The sequence below is a fragment of the Patulibacter minatonensis DSM 18081 genome, from assembly GCF_000519325.1.
Classification (GTDB): Bacteria; Actinomycetota; Thermoleophilia; order Solirubrobacterales; family Solirubrobacteraceae; genus Patulibacter; species Patulibacter minatonensis.
Genome location: NZ_KI912613.1, coordinates 4781032 through 4795374 on the forward strand (window position 1 = coordinate 4781032; position 14343 = coordinate 4795374).

12 protein-coding genes are annotated in these 14343 nt (G+C 75.2%); 4 read left to right on the top strand and 8 right to left on the bottom strand.

Annotation, left to right across the window (positions count from 1 at the left end):
* Positions 1-28: 28 nt before the first annotated feature.
* Positions 29-2872: an ATP-binding protein gene (locus PATMI_RS0122580; protein ID WP_026912546.1), complete on the top strand. Its 2844-nt coding sequence runs from the start codon at positions 29-31 to the stop codon at positions 2870-2872.
* 6 nt (positions 2873-2878) lie between these two features.
* On the opposite strand, the gene PATMI_RS35325 is transcribed toward PATMI_RS0122580, so the two are convergent.
* Positions 2879-4123, bottom strand: coding sequence for a DUF4344 domain-containing metallopeptidase (locus PATMI_RS35325; RefSeq protein ID WP_157260923.1), 1245 nt, complete (start codon positions 4121-4123; stop codon positions 2879-2881).
* 203 nt (positions 4124-4326) lie between these two features.
* On the opposite strand from PATMI_RS35325, the gene PATMI_RS0122590 reads away from it, so the two are divergent.
* Both PATMI_RS0122590 and PATMI_RS32560 read left to right on the top strand, forming a co-directional pair.
* Entirely contained in the window at positions 4327-4797 is a 471-nt protein-coding gene (locus tag PATMI_RS0122590) for a hypothetical protein (protein ID WP_157260924.1), read from the top strand.
* Between the two features lie 88 nt (positions 4798-4885).
* Positions 4886-6058, top strand: coding sequence for an NAD(P)/FAD-dependent oxidoreductase (locus PATMI_RS32560; RefSeq protein ID WP_051472171.1), 1173 nt, complete (start codon positions 4886-4888; stop codon positions 6056-6058).
* Here the strand turns inward: PATMI_RS32560 and purT are convergent.
* On the bottom strand, positions 6042-7295 hold the full coding sequence (gene purT / locus PATMI_RS0122600; RefSeq protein ID WP_026912548.1) for a formate-dependent phosphoribosylglycinamide formyltransferase: 1254 nt from the start codon (positions 7293-7295) through the stop codon (positions 6042-6044). The genes PATMI_RS32560 and purT overlap by 17 nt on opposite strands.
* A gap of 226 nt (positions 7296-7521) precedes the next feature.
* Between purT and PATMI_RS35330 the strand changes: the two genes are divergently transcribed.
* Positions 7522-8715, top strand: a complete 1194-nt coding sequence (locus tag PATMI_RS35330; RefSeq protein ID WP_051472172.1) for a coiled-coil domain-containing protein — start codon at positions 7522-7524, stop codon at positions 8713-8715.
* Positions 8716-8802: 87 nt separating this feature from the next.
* Here PATMI_RS35330 and PATMI_RS0122610 read toward each other — a convergent pair whose 3' ends face one another.
* From PATMI_RS0122610 to PATMI_RS0122635, 6 genes are all read right to left on the bottom strand, one after another.
* Positions 8803-9657: an ABC transporter ATP-binding protein gene (locus PATMI_RS0122610; RefSeq protein WP_026912549.1), complete on the bottom strand. Its 855-nt coding sequence runs from the start codon at positions 9655-9657 to the stop codon at positions 8803-8805.
* A 58-nt stretch (positions 9658-9715) separates the two neighbouring features.
* Positions 9716-10795, bottom strand: coding sequence for a FecCD family ABC transporter permease (locus tag PATMI_RS0122615; protein WP_084270417.1), 1080 nt, complete (start codon positions 10793-10795; stop codon positions 9716-9718).
* 5 nt (positions 10796-10800) lie between these two features.
* The gene (locus PATMI_RS0122620; protein WP_026912551.1) at positions 10801-11862 is read right to left on the bottom strand and encodes an iron chelate uptake ABC transporter family permease subunit; all 1062 of its coding nucleotides are present in this window, start codon (positions 11860-11862) and stop codon (positions 10801-10803) included.
* 109 nt (positions 11863-11971) lie between these two features.
* Positions 11972-12634 (bottom strand): GNAT family N-acetyltransferase, encoded by a 663-nt coding sequence (locus PATMI_RS35335; RefSeq protein ID WP_026912552.1) that lies wholly within the window; start codon positions 12632-12634, stop codon positions 11972-11974.
* Positions 12635-12662: 28 nt separating this feature from the next.
* Positions 12663-13967 (bottom strand): lysine N(6)-hydroxylase/L-ornithine N(5)-oxygenase family protein, encoded by a 1305-nt coding sequence (locus PATMI_RS32575; protein WP_036726288.1) that lies wholly within the window; start codon positions 13965-13967, stop codon positions 12663-12665.
* Positions 13964-14212 (bottom strand): MbtH family protein, encoded by a 249-nt coding sequence (locus PATMI_RS0122635; protein WP_026912553.1) that lies wholly within the window; start codon positions 14210-14212, stop codon positions 13964-13966. Before PATMI_RS0122635 ends, PATMI_RS32575 begins: the two co-directional genes overlap by 4 nt.
* Positions 14213-14343: the final 131 nt, after the last annotated feature.

The window sequence follows — 14343 nt, forward strand, 5'->3', positions numbered from 1 at the left end:
ACACCAGGACCTATGATCCCGGGTCCTGATGACCCGAGACGCCCAACAGGGTCTGCTGGAGCGGCGACCGGAGCTCCGCGCGATCGAGAGCGCCGTCGAGCGGGTCGCGTCCGGGTCGGGTGCGGTCGTCCTCGTCGAGGCCGCCGCGGGCCTCGGAAAGACCCGGCTGGTGGGCGCCGCGTCGGAGCTCGCGGAGGCCGCCGGGCTGCGCGTCCTCGCCGCCCGGGGGGCCGAGGTCGAGCGGGACTTCGCCTTCGGGGTCGTCCGCCAGCTGCTGGAGCGGGAGGTGCGGTCCCGGCAGGCCGAGCTCGCCGCGACCGCCGACGGCGACGCTGCGCGCCTCGGCCTCGCCGCGCTGGACCTGCCGACCGGACCGCAGCCCGCCTCCCCCGACCCGGCGGAACCGTCGCACGGCGTCCTCCACGGCCTCTACTGGCTCGTCGTCGCCCTCGCCGAGCACGGACCGCTCGCGCTCGTCGTCGACGACGCGCACTGGGCGGATCCCCCGTCCCTGCGGCTGCTCGGGCACCTCGCGCGCCGCCTCGACGGGCTGCCCGTCCTGCTCGTCGTCGCCACCCGCGACGGGGCGGAGGCACCCGAGGCCCTGACGGCCCTCCGGGGCGAGGACTCCGTCGTCGCGTTGTCGCCCCGGCCCCTCAGCCCCGCCGGCACGGGGCGCCTGCTCGCCGACGTCGCCGGCACCGTCCCGCGGGAGCGGACGGTCGAGGTCTGCCACCGGATCAGCGGCGGCAACCCGTTCCTGATCGGGGAGGTCGTGCTCGCCCTGCACCAGAGCGGCCAGGAGATCGACGACACGACCGTCGGCGGGCTGACCGACACGGCGCCGGAGTCCCTCCGCCACGCGGTGATGCTGCGGGTCGGGTTCCTCGGGCAGCACGAGGTCTCGGTCGCACGGGCCGTCTCCGTCCTGGGACCCGACAGCGACCTGACCACCGTCTGCCGGCTCGCCGGGCTCGACCGCGCGGCGGGCGCCGCGGCGATCGTCCGGATGGTCTCGGCCCGCGTCCTCGCCGACACGAACCCCCAGGAGTTCGTGCACCCGCTGGTGCGCAGCGCCGTCTACGCCGACCTCACGGTCGTCGAGCGGAGCCTGCTGCACGAGGGCGCCGCACGGATCCTCACGGACGCCGGGGCCGACCCGGCGCGCGTCGCCGCGCACCTCCTCCTCACGGAGCCCACCGGGGACCCCGAGGTCGCCGAGCGGTTGCTCGCCTCCGGCCTCGACGCCTCCGAGAAGGGCGCGGCCGCGATCGCCGCGACGCACCTGCGGCGGGCGCTCGCCGAGCCACCGGCGCCGGGCCGCGCGCCCGCCGTGCTGGCCGCGCTCGGGCGGGTCGAGCTGGTCACGGGCGACGTCGCAGCCGCCCGGGAGCACCTCGACGCTGCGCGCAGGCGGCTGCCGGACGTGGCGGACCGGATCGACGTCGCGATCGACCTCTCGACCGCCATGACCGCCGTCGGCGACTACCCCGGGGCCGTCGCGATGCTCGACGAGACCGCCGCCGGCGCGACGGGCGACGCGGCCCTGCGGCTCGACGCGGTCCGCACGACGCTCGCGCTCTACGTCCCGCCGCTCGCCCCCGAGGCGCAGCGGCGCATGCTCGGGTACGCGACGCTCGCGGGCGACACCCCCGCCGAGCGGATCGCCCTCGCGAACGCCGCGCTCGCCACCGCCTTCTCGACGGCGTCGCGGGCCGACGACGCCCATCCGCTGGCCTTGCGGGCGCTGGCCGACGGCACGCTGCTCCAGGAGTCGGGCCTGGGCGCCCCGTGGGGCCAGTCCTCGTACGTGCTGCTGTTCGCCGAGGACTACGACCGCGTCGCCCGCGAGTGCGGCCACGCCGCGACCCTCGCCCGCGCCCAGGGGTCCCCCCTCGCCGCGACGTCGGTGGCCCTCGGTGGCCTCCAGCTCGAGCTGATGCGCGGCGACCTCGCCGCCGCGATCGCGCACGGGGAGGGTGCCGTGGCGTACTGGGACGGACCGATGGCCGACACCGTCGTCGAGCGCTGGGCGACCGCGGCGGTCGGGTTCCTCGTCGACGCGGTCGCGCAGACCGGCGATCTCGCCCGGGCCCGCGAGCTCGTCGACGCGTGGAGCGCCCGCGGCGACCTCGACACCCCCGAGCGGATCTTCGTCCGGTACGGGGCGAGCGTCCTCGCCGAGGCCGCGGGCGACCCGGTGGCCGCGCACGAGGAGGCCGCCGCGTTCGGCCGGATCTCGGCGCTCGTCGGCTACGAGGACCGCACGGCGCCGTGGCGTCTCGTCGCGGCGCGGGCGCTGCTCGCCCAGGGCCGGCGGGACGAGGCCGTCGCCCTGGCCGACGAGGCGGTCGCGATCGCCCGTCGCTGGGGCACGCCCGGGGGGCTCGGGAACGCGCTGCACGCGCGGGCGCTGGCCGAGGAGCCCGCCGCCGGCGCCGAGGCGCTCGAGGAGGCCGTCGGCGTCCTCCGGACGTCGCAGCGGCGCGCCGTCCTCGCCGGCGCCCTGGTCGACCTCGGCGTGCTGCACCGCCGGGCCGGTCGCCGCCGGGACGCGCGGACCGTGCTCGAGGAGGGGATGGACCTCGCCGCCCGCAGCGGTGCCCGGCCGCTGGCCGAGCGCGCCCGGAGCGAGCTGCACGTCCTCGGCGCCCGACCACGCCGGTACCTCGCCAGCGGGGCCGAGAGCCTGACCGCCACGCAGCGGCGGATCGCGGAGCTCGTCGCCGAGGGGCTGACGAACCGCGAGATCGCCCAGGCGGCCTTCATCACGCAGAAGACCGCCGAGACGCACGTCAGCGCGGTGCTGCGGAAGCTCGACGTCCGGCGCCGGACCGAGGTCGCCGCCGCGCTGGCGGAGCCCGGCGCCTGACCGCCCTCAGGAGCCGCGCAGGTGCGGCTTCAGCAGCGTCTGCCAGGCGTTGTCGATCTTCGTCCACTCCGACGGGCAGCGCTCCAGTCGCGAGCGGCCGAGGATCCCGAGCGACCGGACCCCGTCGAAGTTCTCCTCGCTGGAGCCCGCGACGAGGCACGCGATGTCGTAGGCCCGCTGAATGCTGAGGGAGTGCTCGTCCCAGTAGTCGGACTGCTTCAGCGCCTTCCGGTCGTCGAACAGGAGCCGGAAGAAGCGGGCGGCCTGGATCGCGTACGTCGCGCCGTTGTTCACGCCGCCGACGAGGAACACCGTCGCGAGCTGGTCGACCGAGTCCTCCTCGCGGCCGGTGAGCGGCAGCTCGAAGACGTCGGCGAACGCGTGCCCGAGCTCGTGGACGAGGATGAACCCGTCGATCGCCGCGATCTCGCCGCCGAGGTCGTCGTCGGTGATCTTCGGGTCGTTGCGGCGGATCACCGACGCGATGTAGTCGACGAACCCGTAGGAGAGCGTCACCGTCTTCGTGCTCGGGTCGTAGTTCGGCCCGACGAAGCCGCGCACCGCCTGGATCTTCAGGTCGGTCGGCAGGACGAAGCGCTGCGAGAAGCCGGCGGCGACCCCGTCGGTCCCGCCGACCTCGAGCAGCTGCTGGGCGAGCTTCTCCGTCTTCGTCCGGGGCGGCTCGTACTCGACGGTGATCTTGCCGGACGTCCCGTCCGCCCCCGTGTCGGCGCCCGTCACGCCCGCCACGCCGGCGAGCCGGTCGCCGGCCGCCCCGATCGCCGGGCTGTGGGCGATCAGGGCCTTGGTCGCCGCCGTCGCGGCCTCGACGTCCCCGCGGTCGGCGGCGGTCGCGATGTCCTGGAGGTCGGTCGCCCCCGTCTCCACCGCGGTGCGCAGGGCGGCGAGCTCATCGGAGGCGTCGGTCGGCGCCCGCAGCGCCCGGAGCGTCTCCAGGGCGGCGCGCGTGCGGTCCGCGAGGGCGGAGAACTGCTGGGCGAGCTCGGCGTTGCTGCGCTGGTCCGCGGACCTGATCGCGGTCTCGACGTCGGTACCGATCGAGCCGATCGTCGTCTTGCCCTCCGCGACCGCCAGCCGGAACGCCGCGGCCCCGCCGCCGTCGGGGGCCGGGGCCGTCGTGGTGGTGGTCGCGGACGCGCGGTCGGGTCCGTCGTCGCCTCCCCCGCACCCCGTCAGGGCGGCGGTGGCGAGCAGGGCGGACGCGAGCAACGAGGGGACTGGTCGGAGCATGGCGCGGAGGCTGACGACGCGACCGTCGCCCAGCGACGGGACCCGCACCCCGAACTTTCCCGTCGCCGTGCCGCGGTCGACCCCGAACCCGGTGCCGGTCGGTCCCTGCGGCGCTGCCGAAACTCGGGGGTGGAGCCCCGGTCGTGGCCGAGCGCCGCATCGGGGAGCGTGCCCGGTCGTCGACCGACCCGAAGGAGCCCCCCGTGCCCACGATCCGTACAGCCACCACCGCCGCGCTCGCCGCGCTGACCCTGTCCCTCGCCGCCTGTGGCGGGGACGACGGCGGCAGCGGCGACGGCACGCTCAGCAAGGGCGACCTGCAGTCGAAGGCCAACGCCGTCTGCAAGGACGTGGAGACGAGGCTGAAGGCCGTCACGCAGCCCAGCGACATCCAGGACGCGAACGTCGCGAGCGCGTACTTCGACAAGGTCGCGCCGCTGGCGACCGACCTCGTGGACCGCCTGAAGGCCCTGAAGCCGGGCGACGCGGAGAAGGCGGACTACGACGCGTTCACCGCCGCGAGCACGAAGGTCTCCGACCTCCTGGGGACGCTCAAGGACAAGGCGAAGGCGAAGGACCAGAGCGGCCTGCAGGACCTCGCCAAGCTCGACCCGCTCGGGAGCGAGGCGAACGCCGCGGCGAAGAAGCTCGGCCTCGACGCCTGCGCCGACTGACCCGCACCTCGGCCGGGGTGCGCTAGACGACGGCGCGCCCCCGGGCCGGGCGTGACGGGCCCGCGATCCGGGCTACGATCCCCGACCGATGCCGACCCGAGCGACCAAGCGCGGCGACGACCGGACGCCGCTGGACGTCGACTGCGACGTCCTGATCTGCGGCGCGAGCTTCGCCGGCCTGACCGTGGCGCGCGAGCTCGCCGGGTCCCCGGCGCGGCCCCGCGTCCTCGTGGTCGACCGGTACGAGATCGGCGAGCGCCAGACGTCCGCCTGCGCCGTGCCGGGGCCGTGGCTCGAGCTGCTCGGCCTGACGGACGCCGCGCTGCAGTCGTTCGACGAGATCGTCGCCCACACGGCCGACCGGTCGTACTCGTGGGCGCTGCCCGAGCCGTTCGTCACGTTCGACTACCGGCGCCTCTGCCGCCTGCTGGCGGACCAGGGCGACTTCCTCTTCGAGACCGCGAAGGTCGAGGGCCTCGGTCCGCGCCCCGCGGTCCCGGGCGGTCCGATGACCGTGATCACCGACCGCGGGCCCGTCCGGGCGCCGCTGGTCGTCGACGCGCTCGGCTGGCGCCGGGTGCTCGCGCCGGAGTCCGAGGACGCGATCCAGCCGCCGGACGCGTACATGTCGCGCGGGCTCGAGGTCCACCCCGAGGGCCGCTCCGACGAGCTCGCGCTCTACCTCAACGACCGGTACGTGCCCGACGGGTACTCGTGGTCGTTCCCCGCCGGCGACGAGGTCCGCGTCGGCGTCGGCTCCTTCGACCCGCACCACCACGTGAAGGACCCGACGCTCCGGCTGGTGCAGGACCTCCGACGCGAGCCCGACGGGTTCCAGGGCAACTGGATCCCGCACCGCCTGCGGTCCGCGACGGGCGGCGGCGTCTTCTTCGTCGGCGACAGCGCGGGGCACTGCCTCCCGCTGACCGCCGAGGGGATCCGGCCGGCGTTCCACTTCGGGATCGCGCTCGGCCGGGAGCTCCGGGACGTCGTCGAGGGTCGACAGACGCGGGAGCAGGCGCTCCGGCGCTACGCGGGGATCTCGGCGCAGAAGCACCCGGCCTACCGCTGGCTGCTCCGCCTGCAGCGGCTCGTCGGACGGGTGATCCCGCACCACCGGACGCTCGAGCTCGCGCTCCGCGCGACCTCGCCCCCGCGGGTCGGCCGGCGCGCGTGGAGCGCGTACCTGCGGACGCTCTCGGCGTCGACGTGGACCGCGGACGACCCCGAGGGCCGGCGGCCCTTCAGCCGCCGATCGTGACCGCCGCGGCCGCCGTCGTCGCCCGCGCGCGGGCCTCGTCGACGTCGGCTCCGCGGGCGAGCGCGACGCCGAGCCGGCGTCCGGGGCGCGCGTCCGGCTTGCCGAACAGCCGGACGTCGACGGCGGGATCGACCGCGTAGGCCGCCGCGACGCCCGCGAACGTCGGGGCGTCCCGGTCCGCGTCGCCGAGCACGACCGCGCTGGCGGCCGGTCCCAGCAGCGGCACGCGACCCGCGGCGTCGGTCGGCACCGGCAGCCCCAGGATCGCGCGCACGTGCAGCGCGAACTCCGACGCCGCCTGGCTGGCCATCGTGACCATCCCCGTGTCGTGCGGCCGCGGCGAGACCTCGGAGAAGAGGACCTCGTCGCCGGCGACGAACAGCTCGACACCGAACAGGCCGAAGCCGCCGAGGCCGTCGGTGATCGTGCGGGCGATCTCCTCGGCGCGCGCGGCGGCCGCGTCGCTCATCGGCTGCGGCTGCCACGACTCGCGGTAGTCGCCGTCCTCCTGCGTGTGCCCGATGGGCGCGCAGAACGTCGTGCCCCCGGCGTGCCGGACGGTCAGGAGCGTGATCTCGTAGTCGAAGTCGACGAAGCCCTCGCAGATGACGGCCGACGCGCCGGTTCGGCCGGACTCCTGGGCGTACGTCCACGACGCGTCGGCGTCCTCGGGCCGCCGGACCACCGACTGGCCCTTGCCGCTCGACGACATCACCGGCTTGACGACGCACGGCACGAAGGCGCCCGACGCGGGCTGCAGCGCGGCGACGGCGTCACGGAGCTCTCCTGCCGTCGTACAGAAGCGGTACGGCGAGGTCGGGATCCCGAGCTCCTCCGCGGCCAGGCGCCGGATGCCCTCGCGGTCCATCGTCAGCCGGGCGGCGCGGGCGGTCGGGACGACGTGCAGGCCCTCGGCCTCGAGCTCCTCGAGGACCGGGGTCGCGATCGCCTCGATCTCCGGGACCACGAGCATCCGGGCGCAGGGACGCTCCCGCTCGGACCGCAGCAGCGCCCGCAGCGCGTCGGGGTCGGTCATCGCGATGGTGTGCGAGCGGTGCGCGACCTGCTGGGCGGGCGCGCCGTCGTAGCGGTCCACCGCGACGACCTCGCAGCCCAGCCGCATCGCCTCGATCGCGACCTCGCGCCCGAGCTCGCCGCTGCCGAGCAGGACCAGCCGGACCGCGCCGGCGGTGCCGGGGGTGCCGAGGACGGGCGAGGAGGCGTCGGGCGCGGGCATCGGCCGGATGATGCCAGCGCACCCCCGGCCCGCGCCGCCCTCGGCAGCGCGCGCCGGATCCTGATTCTGCAAGACCGCTTGCAACGGGGGTCCGGGAGTTGGTCCCGCAGCGGTCCCGCCACTAGCGTCGCGCCCTGCTCGACGTCCGTCGAGCGCCTTCGCCCGCCGTCGCCTGCCGCCCGACGCGAGCGCCCGCGCGTCCCCGCGCACGACATCACGAGGTTCCATGCCGCCGACCCCACGACGCCGACCCCTGCTGCGCGCCCTCGCAGCCACCGCCACCGGTGCCGCCGCCATCGCGGTCGGAGCCGGCGTGCCGTCGAACGGGTACGCCGACGTGGCCGCCGAGCGGGCCGCCGCCCAGTCGCTGCGGGAGAAGGTCGCCGCCGAGACCGCCCGGATCGAGCGGACGAGCGCCGGCCTCGCGGCCGCCGAGAGCCGCTTGAACGCGCTCGACCAGAAGGTCGACCTGCGGCAGGGCCAGGTGCAGAGGACGCAGGACGACCTCGTCCGCGCCCGCGTCCGCATGGCGACCCTGGAGCGCAAGGCCGAGAAGGCCACCGAGGTCCTCTCGGACAACCTCCAGAACGCCTACGAGTCCGGCCGCCCGGACCTCGTCTCCGTCGTCCTGACGTCCAAGGGCTTCAGCGACCTGCTCGAGCGGGTCGACTTCCTCAAGCGGGTCTCGGCCCACAACGGCCACATCCTCGACGAGACGCGCGACGCGAAGGACGCGGTGACGAAGCAGGCCGCCGACCTGAAGGTCATGCGGCAACGCTTCAGCGTGCTCGCGAAGGAGGCGGTCGAGGACCGCGACCAGGCCGACGTCGTCCGCAACGCCATCCTGCGCCGCAAGCAGGCGCAGCTCGCCTCCCGCGCCGGGACCAGCGCGCAGCTGTCCCGCGTCCGCGGCCGGATCGCCCGGCTCGAGCGCGCCCAGGCCGCCGCGGCACGCGCCGCGCGCGAGCAGGCGTCGGCCACGCAGGCGGCCCCGCGCGCCGCGTCGGCCCCCTCGTCGGGCGGCGGCGGTGGCGGCGGCTCCAGCGCCGCGCCGTCGAGCAACGACGGCAGCGCCGTGGCGCGCGTCGTCGCGGCGGCCAACGAGATCGCGACCACGCCCTACGTGTGGGGCGGCGGCCACGGCGGGGCCAGCGGCGGCTACGACTGCTCCGGCTCCCTGAGCTACGCCCTCGCCGCCGGCGGCCTCCTGAGCTCGCCGTTGACGTCGGGCGCCTTCATGAGCTGGGGCGAGCCGGGTCCCGGCAAGCGGATCACCGTCTACGCCAACGGCGGCCACGCGTACATGGTCGTCGACGGCCGGCGCTACGACACCTCCGCGCTCAGCGGCGGCGGCACCCGCTGGACCACCGAGATGCGCAGCTCCGCCGGGTTCGTCGCCCGGCACCCGCCGGGGTACTAGACCGGGCCCCGGCCCGAGCGTCTCGGGTCCGGACGGCGTCGGACCTCGACAGGGCTCGGGCCACCCGGAAGGCCGGGCCCCGCGTCGCTACGTCGCCGCGGCAGGGAGCGACGGAGCCGGAGCGTGCTCCCGCTGCCGCTGCCGGGCGGCCGGGACGATCAGCGGCGTGCCGGTCTCCGGATCCGGGATGACGCGGCAGCGCAGCCCGAAGACGCGCTCGACGAGCTCGGCGTCGACGATCTGCGACGGGTCGCCCTCCGCGACCACCGCGCCGTCGCGCATGGCGATCAGGTGCGTCGCGTAGCGGCAGGCGTGGTTGAGGTCGTGGAGCACCGCGACGAGCGTGCGGCCCTGGTCCTGGTGGAGCTCCGCGCAGAGGTCGAGGACCTCGATCTGGTGCGCGATGTCGAGGAACGTCGTCGGCTCGTCGAGCAGGACGATCGGGGTCTCCTGCGCGAGCACCATCGCCAGCCACACGCGCTGGCGCTGGCCGCCGGAGAGCTCGTCGACCGCCCGCGACGCGAGCTCCGTCACGTCGGTGGAGGCCATCGCCGCCGCGACGGCGCGCTCGTCCTCGCGGGACCACTGGCGCAGCAGGCCCTGGTGCGGGTAGCGGCCGCGCGCGACGAGGTCGGCGACGGTGATCGCGTCCGGGGCGATCGAGCTCTGCGGCAGCAGCCCGAGCCGGCGCGCGACCTCCTTGCTCGGGAGGCTCTGGATCGGGCCGCCGTCGAGGAGGACGGTGCCGACCGACGGCTTCAGCATCCGTGCCAGCGCGCGCAGGAGCGTCGACTTGCCGCAGGCGTTCGGGCCGACGATGACCGTGAACGACCCGTCCGGGATCTCGACGGTGAGGTCGTGGGAGACCGCACGGGCGTCGTAGCCCAGCGAGAGCTCCTCCCCGCGCAGCCGCACGCCGCCGTCCGTCGCCGTGTCCGTCATGCCGTGTCCCGTCGTCGAAGTCCCATGCCCGTCCACCGTGTCGTCGGTCCGTCGGCGCTCATGCCCTGCCGCCCCGCCACTCGTTCGCCAGCAACCAGATCAGGTAGGCGCCACCGAGGACGCCCGTGACGACGCCGACCGCGAGCTGCTGGTCGGGGAAGAGCCGCTGGGCGGCGAAGTCGGAGACGAGCAGCAGGAGCGCGCCCGTCATCGCGGCGGCCCCCACCCCCGGTCCCGTCGCCGCCGTCAGGCGCCGCGCGATCTGCGGCGCCGAGAGCGCGACGAAGAGCACCGGGCCGGTGGCGGACGTCGCCACCGCGGTGAGGACGACGGCCAACAGCAGGAGCACGTTGCGCGCCCATCCGACCCGCACGCCGAGCGCGACGGCGGCGTCGTCGCCCATCTCGAGCATCCGCAGCTCGCGGGCCATGAGGAAGAAGATCGGCAGGACGACGGCGAGCGCGATCCCGACCGGGACCACCTGCTCCCAGCCGCGGCCGTTCAGCGTGCCGGTGATCCAGACGTTGGCCTGGGCGGCCTCCTCGAGCTTCGCCCGGGTCTGGAGGTAGTCGATGACCGCGATCATCACGAAGCTGACGCCGACGCCGACGAGGATCAGGCGGTAGCCCTGGATCCCCTCTCCCCCGCGGTACGCGAGCAGCCAGATCACCGCGGCGGTCCCGAGGCCGCCGAGGAGCGCCCCGACGGCGACCGCGCCCGATCCGCCGTCGAACACGACGATCTGCAGCACCGCCCCGGCGGAGGCGCCGGACGTGAAGCCGATGATGTCGGGACTGCCGAGCGGGTTGCGCGTGACGCTCTGGAAGACCGCGCCGGCGGCGCCGAGCGCCGCGCCGACGAGGATCGCCGTGATCGCCCGCGGCAGGCGGATCGTCTCGATGATGAAGCGCTGGGCGTCGTCGCCGCCGCCGAAGAGGGCGCTGACGACCTCCCCCGGCGACATCTTGTAGGTGCCGGTCCCGACTGCCAGCACGAAGACCGCGACGGTCAGGACGAGGAGGATCCCGACGACGACGAGGACCCGCGGGGCGACGCGCAGCGTGATCCCGACGCCGGGGACCCGGACGATCTGCCCGAGCCCCGTCCGCACCTGGTCCGGCGCGGGCTTCTTGACCATCGTGCTCACAGCTGGGCGATGCGCCGGCGGCGCACGATCGCGATGAACACGGGGGCGCCGATGACGGCGGTCACGATCGCGACCTGGAGCTCCCCGGGGCGCGTGACGATGCGACCGATGACGTCCGCGACCAGGAGCAGGATCGGGGCCAGGACGACGGAGTACGGCAGCACCCAGCGCTGGTCGGGCCCGGCGATCGCGCGGGCGACGTGCGGGATCGTCAGGCCGATGAACGTGATCGGCCCGACGGCGGCGGTGGCCGCGCCACAGAGCAGCGTGATCGCGACGGCCCCGAGCGCGCGGGTGCGGGCGACGTTGGCGCCGAGGGCGCGGCTCATCTCGTCGCCGAGCGCCAGGGTGTTCAGCGGCCGGGCCAGCGCGAGGGTCATGACGAGCCCGACCACGATGAACGGCGTGATCTGCCGCACGAGCGACGCGTCGTGGCCCGAGAGCGCCCCGACCTGCCAGTAGCGGTACTGGTTGAAGACCTGGGGCTTCAGCGTGGTGATCCCCTGCACGACCGCGTAGAGCGCGAACGTCAGCGCGATCCCGGCGAGCGCCAGGCGGACGGGCGTGGCGCCGCTGCGACCACGGGAGGCGACCCCGTAGACGATCACCGTCGCCAGGCCGGCGCCGAGGAACGCGAACCAGACCTGCACGGCGGGCTCGACGTAGCCGAAGATCGCCACGGCGACCACGACCGCGGTCGCCGCCCCGGCGTTGACGCCGAGGATCCCGGGGTCCGCGAGCGGGTTGCGGGTCAGCGCCTGCATCAGCGCCCCCGCGGCGCCCAGCGCCCCACCGACGAGCAGCGCGAGCAGGGTCCGCGGGATCCGCTGGTCCTGCACGATGATCGCGTCGTACGACCCGTCCGGGCTGAAGACCAGGCTCCAGACGCGGTCCAGCGGCAGCGACCGCGCGCCGACGCTGATGCTGACCGCGACCATCACGAGCAGCAGCGCCACGCAGCCGAGCAGGCCGAGGGTGAGGAGCGAGCCGCGACGGCGGGTGCCCGCCGGGGCGGCGGGCTGGACCGTCGGCGCGCTCGTGGTGACGCTGGCGCTCACGTGCGAAGGGGACCCTAACAGCGTGTCCTTCGCGTGCGCCGTCCGCTCCCGGCCGCGGCCACGGACCGGGTCCCGTCGGCGGCGCGACCCGCGACGGTCGCCGGGTCGATCACCGTGGACGGTGACGCGGCGCCGCCGCGCCCACGGCGGGGAGCCGGCCGCCGGCCGAGCGCTGCAGGGCGTCCCACCGCCGGTGCGCGCCCTCCGCCGCCGCGAGCTCGCGCGGCCAGCGCAGCGCGACGTCGTCCCGGCCCCAGGCCACCAGGGCGGCCCGCTTGCGCCCGCCGAAGTCGAACTCCTCGAGCACCCGCCCGCCGTTGCGGGCGCAGAAGCCCAGCATCCGGCCGTTGCGGACGTCCGGCTCGCAGAGGACCCGCTCGACGCCGGGCTCCGCGAACAGCCCGCAGACCGTGGCGGCGACCAGGCGGTCCGCCGCGCCCGTGCCCTGCCGGCCGCGCTCGCCGATCAGGACGTGCCAGCCGCGGTCGCCCTCGTCGACGCGGACGTGGTCGGCGAGCGCGTCGTCCGCGGCGCGGTACGTCTCGACGTACCCGAACGCGCCCAGGTCGTCGGCGACGAGCCAGGAGCGCTGGTGGTCGGCGGCGAGCGCGCCCTTGAGGTACGGGCCCACCGCCGGCACCGCCCACCACGGGCGCACGTGCTCCGCGCCGAACCAGCCGCCGAGCAGCGGACCGTCGCGGTCGGCGTCGACGGGCACGAACGCGGCGTCCCCCGGCGGGAGCGGCGCGTCGTGCGTGATCGGGGTCTCCACGGGGTCCATGCTCGGCGATCCGCCGGGGTCAGGCCGCGACGCCGACCTTCGCGTCCGCGGTGCGGCGGGCCTTCGTCGCGTCGAAGACCTGCCCCGCGCGGACCGCGACCATCGACAGCAGCGTCGACGTCAGCCCGAACGCGTGCTCGGCGGCGCCCTGCAGGAAGATCGCGGCGTCGGCGTCGTCGTGCAGCGCGAGGCGGTTGTCGCCGAGGACCTCCGTCAACCCGTCGGCGTCGCGCCGGCAGAGCTCGCCGGCGGTCCCGAGGAGCCCGATCGGGTCGATCGGGCGGTAGCCGGTCGCGTAGACGACGGCGTCGCACGTGAGCACCGACCGGTCGCCCGTCGCCAGCGCCACCACCGAGGCATCGACCGCGCCGTCGGCCGGGGTCAGCGTCTCGATCCGCGACGTGCCGAGCATCCGCAGGCGCTCGTTGCCGAGGACGCGCTCGCGGTAGTGCTCGCGGTACAGGCTCTCGATCAGCTCGCCGTCGACCACCGAGTAGTTCGTGCTGCGGTGGTACGCGATCAGGGAGTCCTTGACCTCCGGCGGGGCGCCGTGGAACAGCGCCGCGGCGTCGGGGTCGAAGATCCGGTTGGCGAACGCGGAGTCGTCGGCCGGGGTGTAGCCGAACTTCGAGAACACGCCGCAGACCTCGGCGTCCTCGAACTCGCGGTGCAGGTGCGCGACGGCCTCCGCCGCGCTCTGCCCGGCGCCGACGACGGCGAAGCGCTCCGGGGTCGCCCCGGCGGCCTTCAGCTCGTCGATGCGGTGCAGGAGCTCGCTGGTGTGCCAGACGTGCGGGCCGCACTCGACGCCCTCGGGCACGACGGGCGTGAGGCCGGCGGCGAGCACGACGTTCCGGGCGCGGGTGACGATGCGGTCGCCCGTCCGGTCCTCGGCGACGACGTCGAACGCGACGACGCGGTCGTCCTCCTCGACGGGCACGACGTCGACGACCTCGTGGCCGTACGTGACGAGGTCGTCGACCCGCGCGGCGGCCCACTCGAGGTACGCGTGGAACTCGATCCGCAGCGGATAGAGCGTCTTGTAGTTGATGAAGTCGACGAGCCGGCCCTCTTGGTGGAGGAACGAGACGAAGCTGAAGTCCGACGACGGGTTGCGCATCGTCGCCAGGTCCTTGAGGAACGAGACCTGCATCGTGGCGTCGTCGATCAGCATGCCCCGGTGCCAGGCGAACTCGGGCTTGCGCTCGAAGAACTGCGCGCTGGTGTCGCCGTCCTCGTGGATGGCGATGGCCAGCGCGAGGTTCGAGGGGCCGAACCCGATGCCGGCGGTCTCGACGTCGGGCATGCGCCGGGTGCCGCTCATGCGACCGACCCCTTCAGCGCGCGCCGGTCCTCGTCCGCGGCCTCCATCGCCGTCCGCAGGCTCGCGGGGCGCATGTCGGTCCAGTGCTCCTCGACGTACGCGAGCGCCGCGGCGCGGTCGGCGCCCTCGAGCACCGTCCGCCAGCCCTCCGGCACGGCGGCGAAGGCGGGCCAGATCGAGTGCTGGTCCTCGTGGTTGACGAGCACGTGGAACGTGCCCTGCTCGTCGTCGAACGGATTAGCCATGGAGGGCTCCTTCGGCTTGCTGGGGATGCGGAGGAAGGGCCGTCGGGGACGGTCCCCCCACGGCTCCGGGGACGGGTCCCGCCGCCCGGTGCCGTGAAGATTTGGTAACCCTAATACTACCGGGTCGGGTG

Coding starts and splice junctions, on each gene's coding strand:
- PATMI_RS32575 (WP_036726288.1), bottom strand. CDS start 13,967: ATGAGCGGCACCCGGCGCATGCCCGACGTCGAGACCGCCGGCATCGGG.
- PATMI_RS32560 (WP_051472171.1), top strand. CDS start 4,886: ATGCCGACCCGAGCGACCAAGCGCGGCGACGACCGGACGCCGCTGGAC.
- PATMI_RS35330 (WP_051472172.1), top strand. CDS start 7,522: ATGCCGCCGACCCCACGACGCCGACCCCTGCTGCGCGCCCTCGCAGCC.
- PATMI_RS0122635 (WP_026912553.1), bottom strand. CDS start 14,212: ATGGCTAATCCGTTCGACGACGAGCAGGGCACGTTCCACGTGCTCGTC.
- PATMI_RS35325 (WP_157260923.1), bottom strand. CDS start 4,123: ATGCTCCGACCAGTCCCCTCGTTGCTCGCGTCCGCCCTGCTCGCCACC.
- PATMI_RS0122610 (WP_026912549.1), bottom strand. CDS start 9,657: ATGACGGACACGGCGACGGACGGCGGCGTGCGGCTGCGCGGGGAGGAG.
- PATMI_RS0122615 (WP_084270417.1), bottom strand. CDS start 10,795: ATGGTCAAGAAGCCCGCGCCGGACCAGGTGCGGACGGGGCTCGGGCAG.
- PATMI_RS0122580 (WP_026912546.1), top strand. CDS start 29: ATGACCCGAGACGCCCAACAGGGTCTGCTGGAGCGGCGACCGGAGCTC.
- purT (WP_026912548.1), bottom strand. CDS start 7,295: ATGCCCGCGCCCGACGCCTCCTCGCCCGTCCTCGGCACCCCCGGCACC.